The following is a 23633-nucleotide window of genomic DNA, read 5'->3' as shown; positions in this document are numbered from 1 at the left end:
ATTCTCAGAAACAAAATCCCCCTCATAAACGAAATGTCAGGACACCCAGGCAAACTATTGTAAAATACGCCTCTATTCACTACAGGCCGTCTGAAACATGAGCGACATCACCGCATTTGCCAACCGTTTGGGCAAAAACGCCAAGCATTATCTGAAATGGGCGCGCCGCCACAATATCGAAGCCTGGCGGCTGTATGACCGCGATATTCCGCAATTTCCGTTTGCCATTGATGTGTATGGCGGCCAAATCCACTTGCAGGAATACGACACCGGCTGGCTGATGCAGCCGGAAGAATATGAAGCCTGGCTCTCGGAAGTGCTCGAAGCGGTGGCTTTTATCACCGGCTTTGCGCCGGCCGACATCCATCTGAAACGGCGCGAACGCCAAAAAGGCACGCAGCAATACGAGAAAACCGGCAAAGCAGGCGCAGATTTTATCGTGCACGAACACGGCCGCCGCTTTTGGGTGAATTTGGAAAAATACCTCGACACCGGCCTTTTTCTCGACCACCGCAACACCCGGCAGCGTGTGGGCGAAATGGCGGCGGGCAAGCGTTTTTTAAACCTTTTTGCCTACACCGGCAGCTTCAGCGTGTATGCCGCCACCGGCGGTGCAGCGGCAAGCGAAACGGTGGATTTATCCAACACTTATCTCGATTGGGCGCGGCGCAATTTCGAATTGAACGGCATCGATGAAGCGCGCCACCAAATCGTGCGCGCCGATGTGTTTCAATATCTTCAAGCGGCTGCCCAAGCCGGCAAACCATTCGATTTAATCGTGATGGACCCGCCCAGTTTTTCCAACAGCAAGAAAATGCTCGACATTCTCGACATCCAGCGTGACCATCAAAAGCTGATCGATGGCGCAATGGCGCTGCTCGCTTCAGACGGCCTGCTGTTTTTCTCCAACAATCTGCGCAGCTTTGCGCTTGATGAAGCCGTGGCGCAGAAATATGCGGTGAAAGAGATTTCCAAACAATCGGTGCCGGAAGATTTCCGCAATAAAAAAATCCACCAATGTTGGGAAATCCGGCATCGCTAAGATAAAAGTTTCAGACGGCCTTGATGATTGAAGGCCGTCTGAAACGGAGCGCGCATGTATAAAACCATCATTTGCATCACCGCCTTGCTGCTGGGCGGCTGCATGTATGCCGACACACCTTACGGACGCGTGGCGGCCGTTGATTTGCCGGTGCATTCCAGCACCACGGTCAACAAAACCGTCACCATCAACGCGCCGCCGGGCACCACCGTGATTTACCAAGATGCCGAGCCGGTGGACTATCCGCGCCGGCGGCCTTATTACCGCTATTATTGAATCCATCTGCATCATATTTCAGACGGCCTTACATATTGAGATGAAGGCCGTCTGAACGCATTTTATACCAATCCAAAAAAATAACCTAACTGCGTTGGCTCGCCTAGCCGTACTATCTGTACTGTCTTCGGCTCGCCGCCTTGTTAGCTTACTTTTTTGAATGGGTATTAGAGAGCCACATCAATGAAAATCAGCAAAACCACCGCGCAAAATATCGTCAACCGCGCCATGAAGGTGATCGGCAAATCGGTGAATGTGATGGACGAGCACGGCATCATTATCGCCTCGGGCAATGCCGGCCGGCTGGGGCAGCGCCACCCCGGTGCGCTCTTGGCGCTGCGCGACAATAAAATCGTGGAAATCGACCGCGAGCTGGCCGAGCAATGGCGCTATGAAGCGCTGCCCGGCATCAATCTGCCCATCACTTATCTGGGCAAGCCCTTGGGTGTGGTGGGCATTTCGGGCGTGCCCGCCGAAGTGCGCCCTTATGCCGAGCTGGTGAAAATGACGGCAGAATTGATTATCGAGCAGGGCGCTTTGTTGGCGCAGGAGCATTGGAGCCGCCGCTATCAGGAAGAATTTCTGCTCGAAGCGATACGCGGCAGCGCCAAACCGGCCGATTTGAAGCGCCGCGCCGCCGCGCTGGGGCTGGATGTGTCGGGGCGCTTTGCGGCGGTGGTGATCAAATGCCGCCGCCCGGAAGAATTTTTGCTCACCCACCGGCTGGTGGCTTATCTGGAGCAGCCCAAATTCAAGCAATGGGTGGTGATGACGGCGCTTGATGAAATCACTGTGTTGAAAGCGCTTGCAGCCGCGCAAGAGGCCGATGAAAAATTATTGCAGGCCATGCTGCCGGAGGGCATGGCGGCACAGGATTTCCATATGGCCGCCGGCGCGGCCTTCAGCGGCGCCGATGCGTTGCACATGGCTTATCAAACCGCCGCCAGCACACTGGCTTATGCGCAAACGCGCGCGCCCGAGCAGGCACATTATTTTTACCGCCACTATCGGCTGCCCGCGCTTTTGGCCGAATTTTCCGGCTCGTGGCAGGCGCAGGAATTGCGCCGGCCGCTGGAAGCCTTGCGCGCGAAAGACAGCCGGCAGATATGGCTCAAAACGCTGCGGCATTATTTCGATGCCGAGGGCGATGTGCCGCGCGCGGCGCAAACTTTGTTTGTGCATCCCAATACCTTGCGCTACCGGCTCGCGCAGATTGAGCAGATCACAGGCTTATCGCTGCACAAAACCGATGAGCAAACCATGCTTTATCTGGGCATGCTGCTGCATGAAGATTGATGCCCAACCTGAAAAACAAGCTCACGGCGTTGCCCCGCCTTGCCGTGCTGCCTGTGCGGTTTGCGGCTTGCCGTTTTTTTAGAATCGGAATTGGATAATTTCACAAAATATACACATTTTCAGCATAATTTTTTGTGCAAAAATATAAAGACTTTTTTCACATCAAACGCCGATAATGGTGGCCGCAAACAAATATATTTACCGGATTTAACAAGGAGAAACACATGGTCAGCGTATCGGCTTTGGGCGCCATCACCGCTTTGGTGGTGGCCATCGGATTGATTTTAAAGAAAGTGCCGCCGGCCTACGGCATGATTGTGGGCGCCTTAGTGGGCGGCTTAGTGGGCGGCGCGGGTTTGAGCGAAACCGTGAGCCTGATGATAGGCGGCGCGCAAGGCATCACCACCGCCGTGATGCGCATTTTGGCCGCCGGTGTGCTGGCCGGTGTGTTGATTGAATCGGGCGCGGCCACGGTGATTGCCGAAACCATTGTGAAAAAGCTCGGCGAAACCCGCGCGCTGCTGGCGCTCACGCTCGCCACCATGATACTCACCACCGTGGGCGTGTTTGTGGATGTGGCGGTGATTACCGTAGCGCCGATTGCGCTGGCGCTGGCCAAGCGCGGCGGTTTGTCTAAAGCGGCGATTTTGCTGGCGATGGTGGGCGGCGGCAAGGCGGGCAATATTATGTCGCCCAACCCTAATGCCATTGCCGCGGCCGATGCTTTCGATATTCCGCTCACCTCGGTGATGGCTGCGGGCATTGTGCCGGCGCTGTTTGGCGTGGTGGTCACTTATTTTCTGGCTAAGCGCTTGGTGAAAAAAGGCAGCATGGTGCAGGATAGCGAAGTGGAAACCGAACACCACAGCAAGCTGCCGCATTTTGCCGCCGCCATTTCTGCGCCCTTGGTGGCGATTGTGCTGCTGGCGCTGCGCCCGATTGCCGGCATTGCGGTCGACCCGCTGGTGGCGCTTCCGGTCGGCGGCTTGGTGGGCGCGTTTTTGATGGGCAAATTCAAACACAGCAATCATTACGCCATCAGCGGCCTGAGCAAAATGGCGCCGGTGGCGATTATGCTGTTGGGCACCGGTGCGCTGGCGGGCATTATCGCCAATTCCGGCCTGAAAGATGTGCTGATCGACGGGCTCACCGCATCGGGGCTGCCTTCTTATCTGCTTGCGCCCATTTCCGGCGCGCTGATGTCGCTGGCCACGGCTTCGACCACGGCGGGCACGGTGGTGGCCTCTAATGTGTTCAGCAGCACCTTGCTCGAATTGGGCATCAGCGGCATTGCCGGCGCGGCGATGATTCATGCCGGTGCCACCGTGTTCGACCACATGCCGCACGGCTCGTTTTTCCACGCCACCGGTGGCAGCGTCAACATGGACATCAAAGAGCGCTTGAAGCTTATTCCTTATGAGAGCGCGGTGGGCTTAACGCTGGCGCTGGTGTCTACCTTGATTTTCGGCGTGTTTAAATTTTAAGGAGCAAGTGATGAAAATCGTGATCGCCCCCGATTCATTTAAAGAAAGCTTAACCGCGCTGGAAGTGGCCGAGGCCATTGAAGCCGGCTTGAAAAAAGTGCTGCCCGATGCCGAATATGTGAAAGTGCCGATGGCCGATGGCGGCGAGGGCACGGTGCAATCTTTGGTGGATGCCACCGAGGGCCGATTGATAAGCGCAGAAGTGTGCGCGCCTTTGGGCAACAAAGTGAAGGCTGAATTCGGCCTCTCGGGCGACGGGCGCACCGCCATTATCGAAATGGCCGCCGCATCGGGCCTGCATTTGGTGCCGCCCGAAGCGCGCAACCCTTTGCGCACCACAAGCTACGGCACCGGCGAATTGATTTTGGCCGCGCTGGCCGAGGGCGTGGAAAAAATCATTGTCGGCATCGGCGGCAGCGCCACCAACGACGGCGGTGCCGGCATGTTGCAGGCGCTGGGCGCTTTGCTGCTGGATGCGCAGCATCAGCCCATCGGTGCCGGCGGCGGCTGTTTGCAGGATTTGGCCGCCATCGACCTTAGCGGCCTGGATAAGCGCCTGGCCGGCGTGGAAATCGTGGTGGCCTGCGATGTGGATAACCCAATGTGCGGCGAAAAGGGCGCATCGGCCGTGTTTGGCCCGCAAAAAGGCGCCACGCCCGAAATGGTGCAGGCGTTGGATTCGGGCTTACAGCATTTTGCCGACATTGCCGCGCGCGATTTAGGCTTGGATATTCAAAGCCCGGCCGGTGCCGGCGCGGCCGGCGGCATGGGCGGCGGCGTGCTGCTGCTGCCCGATGCGCGCCTGCAAGCGGGCGTGCAAATTGTGATGGAAGCGGTGAAGCTGGCCGAGAAAGTGCAGGATGCCGATTTGGTGATCACCGGCGAGGGGCGCATGGATGCGCAAAGCGTGCACGGCAAAACGCCCATCGGCGTGGCGCACACAGCCAAAGCCTTCGGCAAGCCCGTGATTGCGATTGTGGGCTGCCTGCGTGAAGACTACGAAGTGGTGTATGCACAAGGCATTGATGCTGTGTTTCCGATTATCCGCCAGCTCGGCAGCCTGGAAGAAATTTTGCAGCACGGGCGTGATAATTTGGTGTCGGCCGCGCAAAATGTGGCCAGGATTTATCAGATGGGCATCAGCCGGAAATAAATTGATATAGTGGAATCAAAGAAAAATTGATGCAAAAATCAGAAATTCCAAATCGTGTGCAGGGTGTGTGGCGCAGCCACGCACGCGGTTTAAACGACTTCTTGTATCAGTTTTTCATTCCACTTATAGTAATTGCAAAGGCCGTCTGAAACGTTTCAGACGGCCTTTTGCCTATCAAAAAATCGCTTTTTAAAACGCGCAAGCAACAACGAAACCAGGCTGTTTGTATATATGTTTTCAGACGGCCTGCGATACAAAACAGGCCGTCTGAACCGATAGAAAGCGTATTGAAATGAGCGCCCGAGCAGCGCATAATAAGCCGCGACAACACACACCACCAAAGGAAGCGGCGCTATGCAGAATTATCTCACCCCCAATTTTTCGTTTGCCCCCATCATTCCCGATTATGCGCAAGGCAGCCGCGTGTGGGACACCGAAGGGCGCGAATACATCGACTTGGCGGGCGGCATTGCGGTAAACGCATTGGGGCATTGCCACCCGGCGTTGGTTGAGGCGCTCGAAAAGCAGGCGCACAAGCTGTGGCACATTTCCAATATCTACACCACCGAAGCGGCGCAAAAGCTGGCGCAAAAGCTGGTGGCCACCACATTTGCCGACAAGGCGTTTTTCTGCAACTCAGGCGCCGAAGCCAACGAAGCGGCGCTGAAGCTGGCGCGCAAATATGCGCGCGACCATTTCGGCGAGGGCAAAGGCGAAATCATCGCTTGTGTCAACGGCTTTCACGGCCGCACCCTGTTCACCGTGTCGGTGGGCGGCCAACCCAAATACAGCCAGGATTTCGCCCCGCTGCCGCCGGCCATCACCCATGTGCCGTATAACGATGCCGCCGCGCTCGAAGCCGCTGTCGGCCCGCAAACCTGCGCCGTGATGATCGAGCCGGTGCAAGGTGAGAGCGGCGTGCTGCCCGCGCAAAAAACCTTTCTCGAAGCCGCCCGCAGCGCCTGCGATGCGCATCAGGCGCTGCTGATATTCGATGAAGTGCAAACCGGCATGGGGCGCACCGGCAAATTGTTTGCCTACGAGCATTACGGCGTAGCGCCCGATATCCTCACCAGCGCCAAAGCGCTCGGCTGCGGCTTTCCCATCGGCGCGATGCTGTGCACCGACAAAACCGCCACGAGCTTCGGCCCCGGCACCCACGGCTCCACCTTCGGCGGCAACCCGCTGGCCTGCGCCGTGGGCAATGCCGCGTTTGACATTATCAACCGCGCCGACACGCTCGCGCACGCCGCCGCCCAAGGCGAAAAGCTTCAGACGGCCTTGCGGGTTTTAGGTGAAGAAACCGGCGTGTTTCAAAGCGTGCGCGGCATGGGCATGCTGATCGGCTGCGTGCTGGCCGATGAATATGCCGGCCGCGCGGGCGGATTGATGCAGGCGGCGCTCAAACACGGTCTGATGATTTTGGTGGCCGGCCCCGATGTGGTGCGTCTCGCCCCCGGCTTGTTGCTGAGCGATGAAGATTTAAACGAAGGCATCGAGCGCTTGGGCGCGGCTGTGGCCGAGTGGCAGCAAAGCGCGGTATAAAGCGGAAAGAAAAGCAGGCGCAGCCTGCTTTTTTGTTTCATACCCATTCAAAAAAGTAAGCTAACAAGGCGGCGAGCCGCAGACAGTACACACGTACGGCAAGGCGAGACAACGAAGTTATAGATGCGGCAACTAATTATTGAATATTCAGATCCTCTTGCCCGCAGCAGAAACCTGTTCCCTCTCCCGTGGGAGAGGGCTAGGGAGAGGGCAACAAGCCAAAGGCTTGTTTGCCGGCATCTGAAAATGTTCAATATTTAATTGCCGAATCAATAGGTTATTTTTTTGGATTGGTATCAGACGGCCTGATATAAACGAGGCCGTCTGAAAGCAGCCCGTAGGTCGGATGCTCGCATCCGACACTTGTTCGCAGAACAAAACACGCACATCGCTTTGGCCGATGGCCCAACTGCGCAGATGGTGCGCTCAAACTGCTTTTATTTTTCCAGCTTGTTTTTTTAGGATGGGTATCAGGCCGTCTGAAAGTGAAGGCCGTCTGAAAGTGAATAGAAGGAAAGAAATGGTATGAAAAAATGCATCATCCTCACCGGCGCGGGCATCAGCGCCGACAGCGGCTTAAACACTTTCCGCGATGCCGGCGGCTTATGGGAAGGGCAGCGCGTGCAAGATGTGGCCACGCCCGAGGCATGGGCGCGCAATCCGCAAATGGTGCTCGACTTCTACAACCAGCGCCGCCGCCAAGCCGCTGAGGCCGAGCCCAATGCCGCGCACAAAGCTTTGGTGCGGCTCGAGCCTTATTACCATGTGCAGATTATCACCCAAAATGTCGACAATCTGCACGAACGCGCCGGCAGCAGCCGGGTGCTGCATCTACACGGCGAATTAAACAAACTGCGCAGCAGCGCGGATGAGCACGAGATTATCGAGTGGACAGGCGATCAAACCCTTGCCGATGCCGACAGCCAAGGCCGGCCGCTGCGCCCGCATATTGTTTGGTTTGGCGAAGAAGTGCCGCTGTTTGGGCAGGCGCTGGCTGAAATGGAGGATGCCGATGTGGTGATGGTGGTGGGCACTTCGCTGCAAGTGTATCCCGCCGCTTCGCTGCTGCAATTTGCGCCGCACCAAGCCGCCGTTTATCTGATAGACCCGCAGCCGCAGCGCTTGCCGGGCGTGGAAGTGATGGCCGAAAAAGCCAAAGAAGGCGTGCCGAAGCTGGTGGACAATTTAATCCGCCAGGCCGTCTGAAAACAGCTTTGCAGACATAAGAAAAAAGCCCAAACAAAAGTTTGGGCTTTAAATTTGGCTCCCCGACCTGGGCTCGAACCAGGGACCTGCGGATTAACAGTCCGTCGCTCTACCGACTGAGCTATCAGGGAAGAAGCGTGCATTATAGCCGCGCGGCGGAAAGTGTCAATACTTGGCGGTAAAGTTTTTTGCGTAAACGCAGCAATAATTTGAATATTCGAATAATTTATTTTCAGACGGCCTTAGGGGCTGTTCACATTTCATCACGCGGCAATGTTTTGGCTCAAAAACGCGCCTGCTGCGTTGAAAATGCTCGCAAGGTGTTCAACCTTGCTGTGCTTTTCGCCTTGCATCCACGCTTTTGCCTCAAAGTCTTACTCGCGGATGAATTGTGAACAGATCCTAAAGGAGCGGCTTGCATTTTCTTCAGGCCGTCTGAAAATATTACAGCAAAAGCGCATCAGCCGGCTTGCTTCAGGCTTTTCATGTCGATGACAAAACGGTATTTCACATCGCTTTTGAGCAGGCGCTCGTAGGCTTGGTTGATGTGTTGGATATCAATCATTTCCACTTCGGGCACGATATTGTGCGCGCCGCAAAAATCGAGCATTTCCTGCGTTTCGGCGATGCCGCCGATCAGCGATCCGGCCACGCTGCGGCGGCCGAGAATCAGCGGCACGGTGCTGAGGGTGGATTCCAAATCGCCCACCAAGCCCACCAGCACCAATGCGCCATCCAGCGCTAAAGTGTTGATATACGGGTTTAAATCGTGGCTGTAGGGCACGGTGTCGATAATCACATCGAAATAATTGGCCACGGCCTGCATTTGCGCTTCATCGGTGGACAACACCACTTTATCCGCGCCCAGCGATAAGGCATCGGCTTCTTTGCCGGCCGAGCGGGTGAAGAGGGTGGTTTCCGCGCCCATGGCATGCGCCAATTTCAGCGCCATATGCCCCAGCCCGCCCAAGCCCACCACCGCCACTTTGCTGCCTTTTTGCACATTCCAATGTTTGAGCGGCGAATAAGTGGTGATGCCGGCACACAAAAGCGGCGCCACGGCTTGGGTGTCGAGGTTTTCCGGCACGCGCACCACAAATTTTTCCGTTACCACGATGGTGTCGCTGTAGCCGCCGTAAGTGGGCAGATTATCGCCGAAGCGGTCGGTGTCGTTATAGGTTTGCACGTTGCCGTTTTCGCAATATTGCTCCAAGCCCTGCTCGCACGGGTGGCAATGTTGGCAGGAATCGACCATGCAGCCCACGCCCACCAAATCGCCTGCTTTAAACTTGCTCACGCCCGCGCCCACGCGGCGCACACGCCCCACGATTTCGTGGCCGGGCACCATCGGATAATGGCTCCAGCCCCAGTCGTTTTTCGCTTGGTGCAAATCGGAATGGCACACGCCGCAATATTCGATGTCGATTTCCACATCGTTGCTGCGCACTTCGCGCCGCTCGAATTCAAACGGTGCCAAAGGGGAAGAGTCGGATTGGGCGGCATAGCCGCGCACTTTGATGCTCATGATGTTTCCTTTCGATGGTTGGTTGGATTTGGGATGAGGCCGTCTGAAAGGCTTTTTCCGCTTTTCAGACGGCCTGATTTTTGAGCAGGCTTGGCGGTGAGCAAATAGCTGTCATCAAGCAAATCTTGAATGCTTTGCGCACTTTGTCCGCCTTCAAGCGGCAGGCTGAGCCAATGCGCCTTATTCATGTGCCAAGCCGGAAAAATGCCCGGCATTTGCCGCAAAGCGCCCACCATTTCGGGGCGGGCTTTCACATTCAACACATCAATAACCGCCTGCCCGGGCAAACCGAGCTTGCCGGCAGGAATGGCCACCAGCACCGCAAACCACTTGCGCCCCGCACCGTGGCGGAACACCGCATAATCGGGCGTGGCCGCCCATAAATATTCGGGCGCTATGCCGTAGCGGTTTTTAATATGTTCAATCAGGCTTTGTCGCTTCATTCTACGCTCTTTTTATGGATGGTTTCAGACGGCCTTGTTGCACGCGCAGAGCTACTCTCGGCTTGTTGTCGGATATTTTGTGTTTTGAGTGGGATATTACACCCAGCGTTCCGCCCAAATGTGTGCAACCGTTGCTGGATATTGAACATTTAGTGCCGATTTTCGGCGCGGCGGCGGGTATGGTTTGCGTGTTTAGACATTATGCAGATTTACGTTCTTCTTGATTATAAACGTCATTTTTCATTATGGCGAAATCAAACGGCTTTATTGCGTGTTGATTACGGCAAAGTGTTTAGCATAGCCACAGTTGCCATTGAAAAAAACAAAATATCAGGTGCTTTGCCATCTGTGGGTTCACCGTAATAGAGCATGGCCGCCAGCAGTGGCTTGCATAATAAATAAGAAATAATTCCCATATGTTTAATGATTTGGATCTTCAGTGCAGTTTCAGACGGCATCTTCAAAAAGAGCATCTCAGCTTTAAAAATTGTTTTTGTATTTTTAAAATACTGAAAAAAATCTTTTTATAATTTATTGCCTTAATTACGAGGCGTAAACCCAAAAGGATTTTATGATGAAAAAATCACAACTCAATTCGCCGCTGTTTTCCGATTATTTCAATACTTGGGTGGCAACTTATAAAGAAGGCGCGATTCGTTTGGTCACGATGAAAAAATACCGCGCCACGCAGCATTGGATCAAAACGCTCGCCCCCACATTGCGTATTGGCGATATCACTCGGATTGCCTATCAGAAATTGCTCAATGATTATGCGCAAACGCACGAACGGCAAACCACGCTGGATTTTCACCATCAGCTCAAAGGCGCCATTCTCGATGCAGTGGATGACGGTTTGCTCGATAGCGATCCGAGTCGCAAAGCCATTATCAAAGGCAAAACACCGAGAGGCAAAAAAATCAAATACCTTAATCAGTTTGAGCTACAGGCTTTACTGAATAGCTTGAATTTATCGCCAACGCTGAATTGGGACTGGTTTATTCTGCTGGTGGCCAAAACGGGGATGCGGTTTTCAGAAGCCTTGGCTGTGACGCCGGCCGATTTTGATTTTGCGCACCAAACCTTGCAAGTGAATAAAACTTGGAATTACAAGGAAAAAGGCGGCTTTTCGCCCACCAAAAACCGTTCATCGGTGCGCAAAATCCAGATTGATTGGCAAACCGTAATCCAGTTTTCACAGCTGGTGAAAAACCTGCCGCCGGAGCAGCCGGTATTTCACCATCCAAACCCGATTTACAACTCCACTATCAATGGCATCTTGGCGCGCTTATGCCACAAAGCCAATGTTTCCGCCATTACCATTCACGGTCTGCGACATACCCATGCTTCATTACTGCTTTTTGCCGGTGTGTCGATTGCCAGCGTGGCCAGACGGCTGGGGCATTCAAGCATGACCACTACGCAACACACTTATATCCATATTATTCAGGAACTTGAAAATCAGGACACCGATATTGTGATGCGGCATTTGGCCGGACTTTGCTAGCGGCAGCAGGCGGATATTGTGTCCGCCTGCTTTATTTTTGACGCTTTTTTATACACGGGCTTACGTTGATGAGAAGCGATAGCCGCGTCCAGCTGCCGGAAAAAATTGCCGATGGCGGTTTGTTCTTGTTCAGATGGCATTGAAGAAGTAACTTTATTAATCGTAGCTTTTGATAAACTCGGAACACCTGTTGATTCATCTTTGCTCTTCCAATCAATTTTCTGGAAAACTGAAAACATAAAATCCAGATTATTATTTTTTCTTGGTAGTGCATAGAACAAGGTATCCACAGTCCAAAATGGTGCTTTCAAAATATAAGGTTTATCAATTGTCCCTTTTCGACCAATACCAATTGCATCTTCGAGATAAGAAAGTGCTTCATTGATACTTAACATATATCCACCTGTTCCATAAACAGGAATATCTCCATCGGATAGATGTTTATAGTCTCTACCTGAACAAACATTTATTACCTCTCCCAGCTTTCGCTGTTCCCAAGCGTGTGTCTTTTGCCGTTTAAATTTCGGGAATGATTTCACACACACTTGGGAACAGCGAAAGCTGGGGGAAATTCTAGAAATAAATCAAATTCCAGTTCCGAAGCCCTCAGGCTCATATATTCGTTTAGGTATAAGAAGTCACGGCAAAGGCACATTCCATGAGCAGGTAGAGGCAGGCTCAGGGTTGGCAGTTGATACTATGTTCAAGGTAGAAACGGATAATTTAATTATTAACATAACATTTGCTTGGGAGTTGGCATTGGCTGTAACCGATGCTGAAGATGCTGGAAAGCTGGTTTCGCACAGATTTCCTCAATATAAATTCAAAAATCAATACTCACCTACTTTCTTTAAGAATTTAATATATGACAAAAGATTTAAAAGTGATTTGATGCTTGCTTCACCAGGTGGTGCAGGGAGAAATCGAGTTTTGAAAAAATCTGAATTTTTAGATATTGAAAGAACTGTACCCAAACAAATTGAAGAACAAACTGCCATCGGCAACTTTTTCAGGCAGCTGGACGCGGCTATCGCTTCTCATCAACGTAAGCCTTAAAAATCAAACCGCCATTGTGGGTGTATCCCGCAATGGCGGTTTGCGCATAAATTTTAAATTTTCACGCCCAATAATCTTAATTGCTGCTGGATTTCCTGTTCCAGCCGGGCAATTTCGCGATTGTCTTCGGCCAGCTGTTGCAAAACCAGATCCAAATCAATCTGCTCCTCCTCTTCAAAAGTATCCACATAGCGAGGGATATTCAGGTTGAAATCATTTTCCTTGATTTCTTCAATCGAGGCGACATAGGCATATTTTTCAATATCTTGCCGTGCTTTATAGGCTGAAATGATTTTTTCTATATGCATATCGCTTAATTTATTTTGATTTTTATCTTTTTCAAAATCACGGCTGGCGTCGATAAATAAAATATCCTTGTTTTGGCGGTTTTTCTTGAATACCAGAATGGTGGTGGGAATACCTGTGCCGTAAAACAGATTGGCAGGCAAGCCGATTACGGTATCAAGATAATTTTTTTCGATAACGGTTTGGCGGATATGGCCTTCTGCCGCGCCGCGGAACAACACGCCGTGCGGTAGCACAATGGCCATGGTGCCGCTGTCGTTTAGATGGTAGATGCTGTGCAGGATAAAGGCGTAATCGGCCTTGGATGAGGGGGCCAGCTTGCCGTAGGGGCTGAAACGGGGGTCTTTCAATTTGGTGTCGGCATTATCCCATTTGGCCGAATAGGGCGGATTGGCCACCACGGCATCGAAAGCGCGCGGTTGATCCACGCCTTTATCGTCCGGGCCGTCCGGCCAATCGCTCTCCAAGGTATCGGCATTGTGCAGGGTCATATTGTGATAATTCACCCCGTGCATCATCAAATTCATCCGTGCCAAGTTATAAGTGGTGGTGTTCAGCTCTTGCCCGTAAAATTTGATGGCGCCTTCTTTTTCGCCGCCGGGCAGCTCGCCGCGCACGGTAAGCAGCAAAGAGCCTGAGCCCATGGCCGGATCGTACACCGCAAAAGCCTGTTTGGATGCCGCCACATTGTGGGTAACCAGCTTCGCCAATATCTTGCTGACTTGGTGAGGGGTATAGAATTCCCCCCCTTTTTTACCCGCCGAGGCGGCAAACTGGCCGATGAGGTATTCATAAATTTCACCGAGAATATCTTTGCCGTCATCTCCCTTGTATTGCACGCTATCCACCAATTTTGCAATACCATTCAATGCTTTGGCGCGGGCGATGGTGGAATTGCCTAAGCGGGAATCGCCCAAATTGATGTCGTTAAACAGGCCGCTGAAATCCTGATAGGCTTCTTTATTTAGCTCGGCGTTTTTATTGAAGCTGTCGAATAGGGTTTGGTAATCGCTTGGAACTACCTGATTGTTATCGATTTTCTCAATCAACGATGCCCAGGTGTTTTCCGGATTGATGGCATAGCCCAAAGTGGCGGAAATATCCTGCAAGTAATCGTCCAGATCATCGCCTGATGCCTGTGCTTTATAGGCTTCATTCAGCGATTGTCCCTCCATCAAATCCAGCACATCGCCACCCAGCAGGTAGGCTTCTTGCCGTTCGGATAAATAGCGGTAAAACATAAAGGCCAAAATATAGTTTTTGTATTCCGAGGCGTCCATATTGCCGCGCAATTCATTGGCCATGGCCCATAGCTTGGCGGTAATAGTTTGTAAATTATTGTTCATGGTGAATTCTCTTGTGTAATTGGTTGTTTATACAAACATTTGTTGCAATAAACCCTTTTTTAGGGCTTGCATATGTTCGAGTTTACGTTGATGAGAAGCGATAGCCTCGTCCAGTTGCCTGAAAAAGTTGCCGATGGCGGTTTGTTCAGATAGGGAAGGCAAGTAAATTTTACGTTTTCTAAAGTCCGTAAAATCAAAAACTAATTTTTCGATATCAATACCATAAGAGCTCAAAAAGAAATGCTTATACATCTCTTTCCGTGCTGATAACAAAGATAAAAATTGAGTATTAATAAGATGATTACTAATAAGAACAAGATATTCATTTGAAACTATTGCATTATCTAGGGTTGAAGGCACTAAACCATTTGCCCCATGTATAACTTGCCTTTTTGAAATAACATAATCATCACATTTTACTGAGAAATAATTTTTTACCAATATTTCTTTCCCTCGCAATCTTCCTCGAGACACTATTCCAGCATTTCTTCTCTTTACAGTTAGCAATTCATAGTTATATTCATCAATTAAAATTACTGGTCTTTTTTCTTCCTGTAACACATCCCCCAACTTTCGCTGTTCCCAAGCATCAGTAAAATTCGGGAATCTAAGCTCCGGAAATGCCTCTCCATCCTTGGGAAACATTTTTTGCAGTAAACTTTTCTTTAATTCCTTTACTCTCTCCAACTTACGCTGATGAGAAGCGATAGCCTCATCCAGCTGCCTGAAAAAGTTGCCGATGGCGATTTGTTCTTTTTCAGATGGCATAAACACGTCCATTTTCACTAATTGATTTTTAGAAACTTCTAAAAATGTTGAGCCGGAAGCATTTTTGAGTGCAAAGTCTTTTATCCTTTTACCCATCGAATATAGAAAATAGATATTTATTCCATCTCGTACAATAAAAGATTGGAAACCTTGATTTGTAGCTCCTTGTTTTTGAAGGATTGCCATATCTCCAATACCAGCGCGAGATGTAAACAAAATTGTTTTATTCGCAGGTAGTATTTTTGCTGAACTTTTCTCTAACCCCAAAGTTGTAATTTTTTTGACACTTCCATTGGCATAAACTTTAGCTCCAATTTCAGTAGGTGAATACCAATCAATATCTCCATTCCAGTATGCTGAGTTTGTTGTTTCAGGTGTTCCCCCACCCACAATGTCCACTACGTCCCCCAGCTTTCGCTGTTCCCAAGTGTCATTGAAGCCGGGGAAGCGTAATCTTGGCACTTGTTGCTTATTTTTTCCCATTTTTATTTCCTTGAATGCGTTTCACCGCTTTATCAAAATCCGAGGTGATTTTTTGCTGCTTATTGTATGCCTGATAGACTTCAACCGCTCTTTGTGCCGCTTGTTCACGGCTGATTTTGCCTTTGTGCGGCAGAATGTCATAACGGTTAAAACTTAAGAAATCATCAATGCTTCTGGCAAAATCCTGCATACCCAATAAATGTTTGTCTTCCAGCAGACGCCCTACATAATCGAAATAGGCGGTAGCCGACGGAAATAATGGCATCAAAATTGTAGTGTTCAATTTTCCGCGTAACCTGTCTGCTGCTTCTTGGCGAACTATTCGGAATTTCCGAATAGTTGGATTTTGTTCTAACTCGCCACTTTCAAAGATATTTTTCAAGTGTTCGTTAATGGTCGGTACGCTGACGGAAAACAATTCGGCAATACTTTTTTGGGTCGCCCACAGGGTTTCGTCTTGAACCAATACTTCGGTCTGCCCATCCTCAGCATAAATTAAAAATTGTATTTCATTCATTTTCATCCCCTTATTTATAAACTCATCCGCCCTTGGCTTTTTTTGCCGTTTGCTCGAGGGATTTCAAGTTTTCCAAATAATCTTTTTCCACTTGAGTCAGGGTTTTAGCTTGGAATTTTTGATATTCCACTTCAACTTTTTTCTCCATTTGTTGATGAGAGATTTTGCCTTTATCTGTTAACAACACTTCGCCGGTTGCCATCAAAACCTTGTCAACATGTGCAATCCAATCGTGCATGGTCATGGCAGCTTGTCTATCGGCTTGGCGTTCGGCAAAATCCAAATAACCTGAAACCAACTGGTTTAAGCCTTTTAATTCCGCTTCTGACAGGTAGTTTTTGGCGGTTTTGGCTTCTTTTAATGTGGGCAATTCGCCGTTGAATAACTTCAACCCCATAAAATTTTGTTCGGCATTCACGCGCTCATAAATTAACTCTGCTGCGGTATGCTGATGAATGGCGTAGTGCATTTTATTTTGTATCGTGGCAAAAAATTGTTTGGCTTCGTCTGCCTTACCGTTGTAATCTTGGCTGGTTGCAAATAAATCCAATATCTGGCGGTAAAACACTTTTTCACTGGAGCGAATATCTCGGATCCGCTCAAGCAATTCTTTAAAATAGCCGCCACCGCCCAACTCTTTTAAGCGGCGGTCATCCATTGCAAAGCCTTTGACTAAATATTCTTTTAATACATTGCTTGCATAGTGGCGAAATTGTGCACCGCGCACTGAACGTATCCGATACCCAACGGCCAAAATCATATCCAGATTGTAATAAGCGATTTGCCTCTGAATGCTTCGTTCGCCCTCGTTTTGAACTGTCAACTGATAGTTGACAGTTGAATCTTCCACCAGCTCACCATCGGCAAAAATCGCTTTGATGTGTTTACTGATATTTTGCTTGCTGGTTTGAAACAGCTCTGCGATTTCCAATTGGTTTAGCCATACGGTGCCGTCTTGCAAATGCAATGAAATCTCGGCTTTACCGTCTTCGGTGTTATAGATGATCATTTGCTTATTCATGGCTTGCTCCTTATTGGTTTTCTGCCATTTCGTCGGCCAGCTGGTAAATGGCTTGGCGCAAATCGTTGCGATAGCGGATTTTGTTTAAATCGCGGATTTCCGGCTCGCGCGCCAATAGGCGGTAGTTTTTGCCGGCTTCGGTAATCAGGTCGCGCAATTGGCCGGTGCTGTCCAAATCTTGCATGCCGTATTGGTGGCGGGAAAACATCTCGCGCATTTGGGTGTTGTTGATGGCATCGGTAATGCCCCATTTCACTCTGAAGTCAATCAGGATATGGTCGAGTATTATCTTATTGGCTGCCTGAATAATGCTGTCGCTTTCGGTTAGGTTTTCAACCGGGTAGTGTTCAGCCTGATAGCTGCCGTTATAGATGGCGGTGGCGGCATTGGTGATTTCTTTAGCATGGCCGCGGTCTTCCAGCCCGCTGGCAAAGCGGTTGATGTCTTCGCGGGTGTGTGCGGCGGCTTCCATTTTTTGCTCGTGCACTTCGTTCAGCAGGCGCGTCACCAGCTCGGTGAGGTAGTCGTAGTCGATTTTGACGTCTTTCACATGGGTCATGCGCAATTCGATTTGGTGCAGCGGAATTTTCTGGGTTTCGGCCAAATGCGCTTTCAGATCGTTGGCCAGCACGGTGGTGAGCATGGTTTCCTGTTCGGCATTCATGCCCAATGCGGCCAGCAGTACTTCGGGCTTGTCGTAATCAAAGCCGATTTCACCGGCTTGCGCTTCCGGATTGTATTGTTTGAGCTGGCTCATGCCATTGTTGTAGGCACGCAGTAATTCCACCATGTGATCCTTGGCTTTTTCAGACGGCGGTAAGTTGTTGAAGCCGTCGGTCAGCTCAGCCAGCTCTGCCACCACGGCTTTTACTTCGGCAAGCAGCTCATAAAACGGCTTGGCCAAAAGACCGTCTTTTTCATTGCTTATGCGTTGCTCGTCGGGCGACAAGATGGCGGAATCTTTGTTGGCATAAATGGCCAGCGCTTCATTCATCAGCTTTTCGTTTTGTGCCGGCCATCGGTAATTCACGACGCGCCCCCACGGTTTTTCTTTCATGTCGGCAATGCGGTTGGTGCGCGAATAGGCTTGTATTAAGCCGGCGCCTTTTAAAGTGCGGTCAACATAAAGCGTGTTTAATTCGGGCGCATCAAAGCCGGTGAGCAATTGATCAACCACAATCACCAAATCGAGAAAGTTTTTATCAGCGGCGGATTTGTTCAGACGGCTGGTCACATCTTGCGTATAGCCCGCCACATCATCCATGCCGAAATGGATGCCGAATTCTGCTTCATACGCCGCCATGGCTTCTGACAAACCGCGATTGGTTGCCAGCATATTGTCGTTGTTGCTGGTGTTGTGGCTGAAGGTAATCGCTACTTTCAGGGTGGGCAAGCCTGCGGCCTTATGCTCCTGATTGACGCGCTGGAATTCGCGGAAATACATCATCGCCATCGGCGTGCTGGCTTTGCCGCCGCCCACATGAGTGGTGAACAGGGCATTGTATTTGCCGTCGTTGGAGCGGTTGCGCCAGTTTTTGAAAATATCGGCCACCACCAGGCGCACATGCTCGATGTTTTCATCGTAGAAGCTCGGTTCCACGGCATCGTCCATGTCTTCTTGGGTGAGGTTGTCGATTTTTTGGCGGATTTTTTCTTCCGTCCAATTCGGATTGCGTTCACGATAAAAAGCGGGCAGATATTGGCTTTTCATCTGCACTTCATCGATGGTGGTTTCAAAATCCACTTTGAAGCCAAGCACATTGCGGTCGGCAATGGCTTCGCGGATGGTGTAGGCGTGCAGCAGCGGGCCGAAAATATCTTCGGTGCGCAAGCCTTTGGTGGTGTCGTCAAACATGGGTGTGCCGGTGTAGCCTATCCAGGCGGAGCGTTTGAAGGCTGCCTGAATGGCTTTAAAGCTATCTCCGCCGGTGGAGCGGTGGGCTTCGTCTACAATAAACACGATGTTTTTGTCGGGCGCTTGAAAGTGCTTGCGTTTGATTAAGGTGTCCAGCTTTTGCACCGAGGTTACGATAATGTCGTTGCCACGGCTTTTGAGCTTGCGGCTTAAATCGGTGGTGGTGTTGGTGCTCTTCACCATGCCGTTTTGGGCGATATCGGCCACATCGCCGTCGGGGTCGTAGGCTTGGTAGTTTTCGCTGGTTTGGCGGGTGAGGGCGATGCGATCCACCACAAACACCACTTTGTCGACATGCGGCATGCGGCTGGCCAGCCAGGCGGTTTTGAAGCTGGTGATGGTTTTGCCCGAGCCGGTGGTGTGCCAGATATAGCCCACTTTGTTGCTGCCCAATTCAAAGTCGATCTGTTTCAAATGGGTAATGACTTTTTGGGTGGCATACACTTGATAAGGGCGCATCACTCTGAGCGCCTGCTTGTTTTTGGTGCCGTCCAAAATCATGTAATTGGTGGCCATTTGGTGTGCCATCGGGATGCTCAGCATGGCATCGGCAAAGGTTTTCCAATCGCGCACAATGGCGTTGTCGCGGTTTTGCCAGTTGAAGGCGAAATCTTTGTTGAATTTGTCGGCGGTGGTGTTGGCCATGTATTTGACGTTGTTGGGCGTGATGGCCACCAAGATTTGTAAGGTGGAAAAAATATCGCGATACTGGTTTTCGTCGATGTATTGGTGCATCTGATTGAGCGCTTCGTTCACATCGCGGGTGTCGCGCTTCTCTTCAATCTGAATCACCGGCAGCCCGTTGATCAGCAAGGTGGTGTCGAAGATGCGGTTTTGCTTGCCGATGATTTTGGCCGGGCGGCGGATTTGGTTCACTACCTGATAAACGGTGTCGCCCGCGCCGACTTGTTTTTGGTCGAACACGGTGAGAAACACATGGCGGCCATCGTCCAGATCAATTTCAATTTGCGACACGCCATTTAAGCCGTAGAGAAATTGCCCGGCCAGATAGGGCGTGTGCAGCTCGGAAATAATTTTTTTTACCTGATTGAATTCCACCACACTCAAAGGGTGATCCAGAGTGTTTTGATTGTGCTGCTCCAAAATGGCTTTGAAATTAGCCCACAAATCATCGGTGGTTTTGATTTCGGGATGATGGCGCCAGCGCTTGGTTTTATAGATATAATCCGCCGCCGGCTCGGCCAGCGTGTTGCCGCCGTCCGAGTGGTTGCCGCGATGACTGATCACGCCGCTGCTCAGATATTGGATCAGTTCGGTTTCAAATTGCTGTTCATTCATGATTCACCACGCTTTCGATTAGCCCTAATGTGATTTTGGTTTCTTGTGCCGCCACCCGGTTTTTCAACGCTTGCAGCCGTAGCTGCATCATGTATACCTGACCGATGATTTTTTGCTTTTCCAGCGACGGCAAAGTGCTGATTTGCAGGTTTTTCAGCTGTGCCAAGGTGTATTTAAGCACGCTGGAGCCTTGTAAGGCCGCTGCCCATTGCCTTTTAATGTGTTTGTTTTCGTTGAGCAAATACAGCAAAAACTGCTTATCCAGCTGCTTGCCGGGAATGAGCTTGATGTAGTTTTGCGTTTGGATATAGCCTTCATGGTGGCGGCTCACTATTGCCGCAGTGCCGGAAATCAGGCTGAACACAATATCCCCCGCCGCCAGTGTGCAAACCTTGCTCCAGGTGGATACGGCTTTGGTATCGGTATGCGCGGGCTCGTAGCCGGATAAATCGGCATTCAGATGATGTTGCGCATACCAGATATAACGGGGCGCCTGTTTGTCGGGCGACTCAACCACTCTAAATTGGGGCGAGCCACCGGCAAATCGAACCAATTTTTCCAGCTTTACCATCAGAAATTCCTTTTGTGATTTTTTTAAATCACATAAAATTTCCATATCATAAGCTGATATTTTACTGTTTTCAATATTATTTTGTAATTTTTTTAAATTACATTTTATACCAATCCAAAAAAATAACCTAACTTCGTTGTCTCGCCTTGCCGTACTATCTGTACTGTCTGCGGCTCGCCGCCTTGTTAGCTTACTTTTTTGAATTGGTATTATATGCTCCAGATATAAACAAAGGCCGTCTGAAATATTTCAGACGGCCTTTGTTTTCGCAATTGGGTTTATTTCAAATTCGCTTTAAAAAACTGCTCGAATTTATCAAACGGGATTTTGCCTGCTTGGTTGTCGTACAAATCCACATGGGTGGCGTTCGGCACGATATACAGCTCTTTATTTTTGCTGCCCAAAGCTTTAAACGCGTCTTCGCTGAAGTAGCGCGAGTGGGCGTTTTCGCCGTGCACCACCAGCGCCGGGGTGCGCATTTCGGCGGCGTATTGCAGAATCGGCATATTAATCATGCCCAACATGGCGGTGTCTGCCCAAGAGCCGTTGGGGTTGGAGTTGACGGCGCGGGGGTGGAAGCCGCGCTTGGCGGTGTAAAAGTCGGAATATTCTTTAACAAACAACGGTGTATCGGCAGTAAATTGGTTGCTACGCAAATTATTGGCGGGCTGTAAATCCGCATAGCCGTTTTTCGAACCTTCCCAGCGCTTATTGTTGATTTCCTGCTTCATTTTATAGCGCGCTTCGGCATCCACGCTGTCGTTATAGCCTTTGGCCGCCACGCGCGTCATGTCGTACATGGTGCTGGTGGCCACGGCCTTGATGCGGGTGTCGGAAATGGCGGCATTGAGCGCAAAGCCGCCCCAGCCGCAAATGCCCAAAATGCCGATTTCATCGCGGTTCACATTGGCCAAATTGCCCAGAAAATCCACCGCTGCGCTGAAGTCTTCGGTGTTGATGTCGGGCGAGGCCATATTGCGTGGCAGGCCGCTGCTCTCGCCGGTGTAGGAAGGGTCAAATGCGAGTGTGACAAAACCGCGCTCGGCCAAGGTTTGCGCATACAGGCCGGAAGATTGCTCTTTCACCGCGCCAAACGGGCCGCCCACCGCAATCGCAGGCAGCTTGCCGCGTGCGTTTTTCGGCACATATAAATCCGCCGCCAGCGTGATGCCGTAGCGGTTTTTAAAGGTGACTTTGCGGTGCGTTACCTTGTCGCTTTGCGGAAAAATTTTGTCCCATTCTTGGGTGAGCCGGATGGTTTGCGCGGGAACTTCGATTGCGGTTGCCGATTGGGCGGTGTGGGTGTTTGCCATGGCGTGGGCTCCTGTTAATAAAGTGGCGCCGAAGATAATGGCGGCGGAAAGTTTATTCAGTTTCATGTGGTTGTCCTTTTAATTGGTGATTCGATGCCGTCATCTTAAGGCGGTGATGGTTTCAAGTAAATTCATCAATTATTATTTTATAATTTCTAAAATAGAAATTATTGCTTGCTTGAGGTGATGCGTTTGCGCTATGTTGAGCATCAATATCGCCATATAAGGAAACCGCCATGCTGGATAAAATCGAAGCCTTAAAAGTGTTTTGCACCGCCGCTGAAACCTTGCAATTTAAGGAAACCGCCATTCGTTTGGCGGTGTCGCCGCCGGTGATTACGCGCATGATGGCGGCGCTGGAAGACGAATTGGGCGAGCCGCTGTTTCAGCGCAACACGCGCCAAATCGTGCTCACCGATTTCGGCACGCAGTTTTTGCCGCAAGCGCAGCAATTATTGGAAGAGAGCGAGCGCCTGTTTGCCGCCGGCCGCCACCGCCATGCCGATGAAATGGCCGGGCTGGTGCGCATTACCGTGCCCGATTTGCCCGACGAGCACGCCGTGTTGCGCGAATTGCTCACCGCACTTCAGGCTTATCCGAAGCTGGTGCTCGATTGGCGCCGCGACACCGTGCGGCTGAACGTGGTGCAGGAGCAAATCGACATCGGAGTGCGCATCGGCCACCTTGCCGACAGCCGCTTGATTGCCCGAAAAATCGGTGAAACTTGCGAAAAAATCGTGATGGCGCCGGCTTTATTGCGCCGGCTGGGCAAGCCGAAAGACCTCGCCGATTTGCAGAAAAACTACCCGCTCGCCGCCGTGCTCAACCACAACAACGGCCGCGCCGACACTTGGTATATCAACGAAAACCTGCAATTCACCCCCGCCAAACCGCACTTTGTCGGCAGCCATATCCACAACGCCTTGCAAGCCGCGCTGGCGGGCAATGCTGTGTCGCAGCAGCTCGATTGGATGGTGGCGCCGTATTTGAGCAGCGGCGAATTGGTGGAGCTGTTTGCCGAAGTGCCGAAAATCCGCTGGCCGGTGTCGATTTATCGCCCGCAACGGGTGGTCACGCCGATGCGGGTGAAGGTGGTGTTTGATTTGTTGATAGAGATTTTGGGCAAGCGTTTTGAGCTGCCTGTGTGAGCGGGTTTGCGTGTAACAAATTGATTTATCAGAATGTTTATTTTTAGCATGAGGCTGTCTGAACGTTTCAGACGGCCTTATATTATACCCATTCAAAAAAATAACCTTATAAAATAAAAGCCGTTCGCCGGCACCATCTGCTTAGGTCGGATTCTCGAATCCGACGTTTGGACATCAGCCAACGCAATGTGCGTGCCTTGTTCTGCGAACAAGTGTCGGATTCGAGAATCCGACCTACGGGCTGCGTGAGTAGGTTTGCATGTAACAAATTGATTTGTAATAATGTTTATTTTTGGCATGAGGTCGTCTGAACGTTTCAGACGGCCTCATGCTATACCCATTCAAAAAAATAACCTTACAAGATAAAAGCCGTTCGCCGGCACCATCTGCGCAGGTCGGATTCTCGAATCCGACGT

The 23633-nt window shown here is 50.8% G+C and carries 20 protein-coding genes and 1 tRNA gene; 10 read left to right on the top strand and 11 right to left on the bottom strand.

The annotated features are described in order from the left end of the window. The first annotated feature begins 97 nt into the window (after positions 1–97). The 7 genes from LVJ78_RS08400 to LVJ78_RS08370 all read left to right on the top strand — a co-directional run bounded on the left by LVJ78_RS08400 (position 98) and on the right by LVJ78_RS08370 (position 8002). Positions 98–1042: a class I SAM-dependent methyltransferase gene (locus tag LVJ78_RS08400; RefSeq protein WP_132953158.1), complete on the top strand. Its 945-nt coding sequence runs from the start codon at positions 98–100 to the stop codon at positions 1040–1042. Positions 1043–1096: 54 nt separating this feature from the next. After that, positions 1097–1318: a methionine-binding protein gene (locus LVJ78_RS08395; protein WP_132953160.1), complete on the top strand. Its 222-nt coding sequence runs from the start codon at positions 1097–1099 to the stop codon at positions 1316–1318. 183 nt (positions 1319–1501) lie between these two features. After that, positions 1502–2614: a sugar diacid recognition domain-containing protein gene (locus LVJ78_RS08390; protein ID WP_132953162.1), complete on the top strand. Its 1113-nt coding sequence runs from the start codon at positions 1502–1504 to the stop codon at positions 2612–2614. A gap of 224 nt (positions 2615–2838) precedes the next feature. Next, positions 2839–4098 (top strand): GntP family permease, encoded by a 1260-nt coding sequence (locus tag LVJ78_RS08385; protein ID WP_132953164.1) that lies wholly within the window; start codon positions 2839–2841, stop codon positions 4096–4098. A 10-nt stretch (positions 4099–4108) separates the two neighbouring features. Continuing rightward, positions 4109–5251, top strand: a complete 1143-nt coding sequence (locus LVJ78_RS08380) for a glycerate kinase (protein ID WP_132953166.1) — start codon at positions 4109–4111, stop codon at positions 5249–5251. A gap of 354 nt (positions 5252–5605) precedes the next feature. Beyond that, a complete protein-coding gene (locus LVJ78_RS08375) occupies positions 5606–6796 on the top strand; it encodes an acetylornithine/succinyldiaminopimelate transaminase (RefSeq protein WP_132953168.1) in 1191 nt (396 codons plus the stop codon). A 525-nt stretch (positions 6797–7321) separates the two neighbouring features. Then, positions 7322–8002 (top strand): SIR2 family NAD-dependent protein deacylase, encoded by a 681-nt coding sequence (locus tag LVJ78_RS08370; RefSeq protein ID WP_132953170.1) that lies wholly within the window; start codon positions 7322–7324, stop codon positions 8000–8002. A gap of 55 nt (positions 8003–8057) precedes the next feature. On the opposite strand, the gene LVJ78_RS08365 is transcribed toward LVJ78_RS08370, so the two are convergent. The 3 genes from LVJ78_RS08365 to LVJ78_RS08355 all read right to left on the bottom strand — a co-directional run bounded on the left by LVJ78_RS08365 (position 8058) and on the right by LVJ78_RS08355 (position 9970). Further along, positions 8058–8133, bottom strand: a tRNA-Asn gene (locus tag LVJ78_RS08365). Positions 8134–8462: 329 nt separating this feature from the next. After that, the gene (locus LVJ78_RS08360; RefSeq protein ID WP_132953174.1) at positions 8463–9527 is read right to left on the bottom strand and encodes an NAD(P)-dependent alcohol dehydrogenase; all 1065 of its coding nucleotides are present in this window, start codon (positions 9525–9527) and stop codon (positions 8463–8465) included. After that, on the bottom strand, positions 9524–9970 hold the full coding sequence (locus LVJ78_RS08355; RefSeq protein WP_132953176.1) for an MmcQ/YjbR family DNA-binding protein: 447 nt from the start codon (positions 9968–9970) through the stop codon (positions 9524–9526). Before LVJ78_RS08355 ends, LVJ78_RS08360 begins: the two co-directional genes overlap by 4 nt. A 571-nt stretch (positions 9971–10541) precedes the next feature. On the opposite strand from LVJ78_RS08355, the gene LVJ78_RS08350 reads away from it, so the two are divergent. After that, on the top strand, positions 10542–11474 hold the full coding sequence (locus LVJ78_RS08350; RefSeq protein WP_207894276.1) for a site-specific integrase: 933 nt from the start codon (positions 10542–10544) through the stop codon (positions 11472–11474). On the opposite strand, the gene LVJ78_RS08345 is transcribed toward LVJ78_RS08350, so the two are convergent. Next, positions 11471–12013: a restriction endonuclease subunit S gene (locus LVJ78_RS08345; RefSeq protein WP_207894277.1), complete on the bottom strand. Its 543-nt coding sequence runs from the start codon at positions 12011–12013 to the stop codon at positions 11471–11473. The two genes, LVJ78_RS08350 and LVJ78_RS08345, sit on opposite strands and share 4 nt — an antisense overlap. Positions 12014–12158: 145 nt before the next feature. Here LVJ78_RS08345 and LVJ78_RS08340 point away from each other — a divergent pair, with 145 nt between their 5' ends. Next, the gene (locus LVJ78_RS08340) at positions 12159–12530 is read left to right on the top strand and encodes a restriction endonuclease subunit S domain-containing protein (protein WP_132953180.1); all 372 of its coding nucleotides are present in this window, start codon (positions 12159–12161) and stop codon (positions 12528–12530) included. Between the two features lie 53 nt (positions 12531–12583). Here LVJ78_RS08340 and LVJ78_RS08335 read toward each other — a convergent pair whose 3' ends face one another. From LVJ78_RS08335 to LVJ78_RS08305, 7 genes are all read right to left on the bottom strand, one after another. Next, positions 12584–14182 (bottom strand): type I restriction-modification system subunit M, encoded by a 1599-nt coding sequence (locus LVJ78_RS08335; RefSeq protein ID WP_132953182.1) that lies wholly within the window; start codon positions 14180–14182, stop codon positions 12584–12586. Between the two features lie 27 nt (positions 14183–14209). Continuing rightward, positions 14210–15433: a restriction endonuclease subunit S gene (locus LVJ78_RS08330; RefSeq protein ID WP_132953184.1), complete on the bottom strand. Its 1224-nt coding sequence runs from the start codon at positions 15431–15433 to the stop codon at positions 14210–14212. Continuing rightward, positions 15420–15950, bottom strand: a complete 531-nt coding sequence (gene rhuM, locus LVJ78_RS08325; RefSeq protein WP_207894278.1) for a RhuM family protein — start codon at positions 15948–15950, stop codon at positions 15420–15422. Before rhuM ends, LVJ78_RS08330 begins: the two co-directional genes overlap by 14 nt. 22 nt (positions 15951–15972) lie before the next feature. Beyond that, complete coding sequence (locus tag LVJ78_RS08320) at positions 15973–16971, bottom strand: virulence RhuM family protein (protein WP_132953186.1); 999 nt, start codon at positions 16969–16971, stop codon at positions 15973–15975. Positions 16972–16981: 10 nt separating this feature from the next. Beyond that, positions 16982–20185 (bottom strand): type I restriction endonuclease subunit R, encoded by a 3204-nt coding sequence (locus tag LVJ78_RS08315; RefSeq protein ID WP_132953188.1) that lies wholly within the window; start codon positions 20183–20185, stop codon positions 16982–16984. Continuing rightward, on the bottom strand, positions 20178–20756 hold the full coding sequence (locus LVJ78_RS08310; RefSeq protein ID WP_132953190.1) for a restriction endonuclease subunit S: 579 nt from the start codon (positions 20754–20756) through the stop codon (positions 20178–20180). Before LVJ78_RS08310 ends, LVJ78_RS08315 begins: the two co-directional genes overlap by 8 nt. Before the next feature lie 278 nt (positions 20757–21034). Then, positions 21035–22135, bottom strand: a complete 1101-nt coding sequence (locus LVJ78_RS08305) for an alpha/beta hydrolase (protein WP_132953192.1) — start codon at positions 22133–22135, stop codon at positions 21035–21037. A gap of 170 nt (positions 22136–22305) precedes the next feature. Between LVJ78_RS08305 and LVJ78_RS08300 the strand changes: the two genes are divergently transcribed. Then, positions 22306–23217: a LysR family transcriptional regulator gene (locus tag LVJ78_RS08300; protein ID WP_132953193.1), complete on the top strand. Its 912-nt coding sequence runs from the start codon at positions 22306–22308 to the stop codon at positions 23215–23217. Positions 23218–23633: the final 416 nt, after the last annotated feature.

The organism is Uruburuella suis, assembly GCF_022870845.1.
Taxonomy (GTDB): Bacteria; Pseudomonadota; Gammaproteobacteria; order Burkholderiales; family Neisseriaceae; genus Neisseria; species Neisseria suis.
Note: the sequence above shows the minus strand (reverse complement) of the source record. Positions and strands in the feature narration are given on the sequence as shown.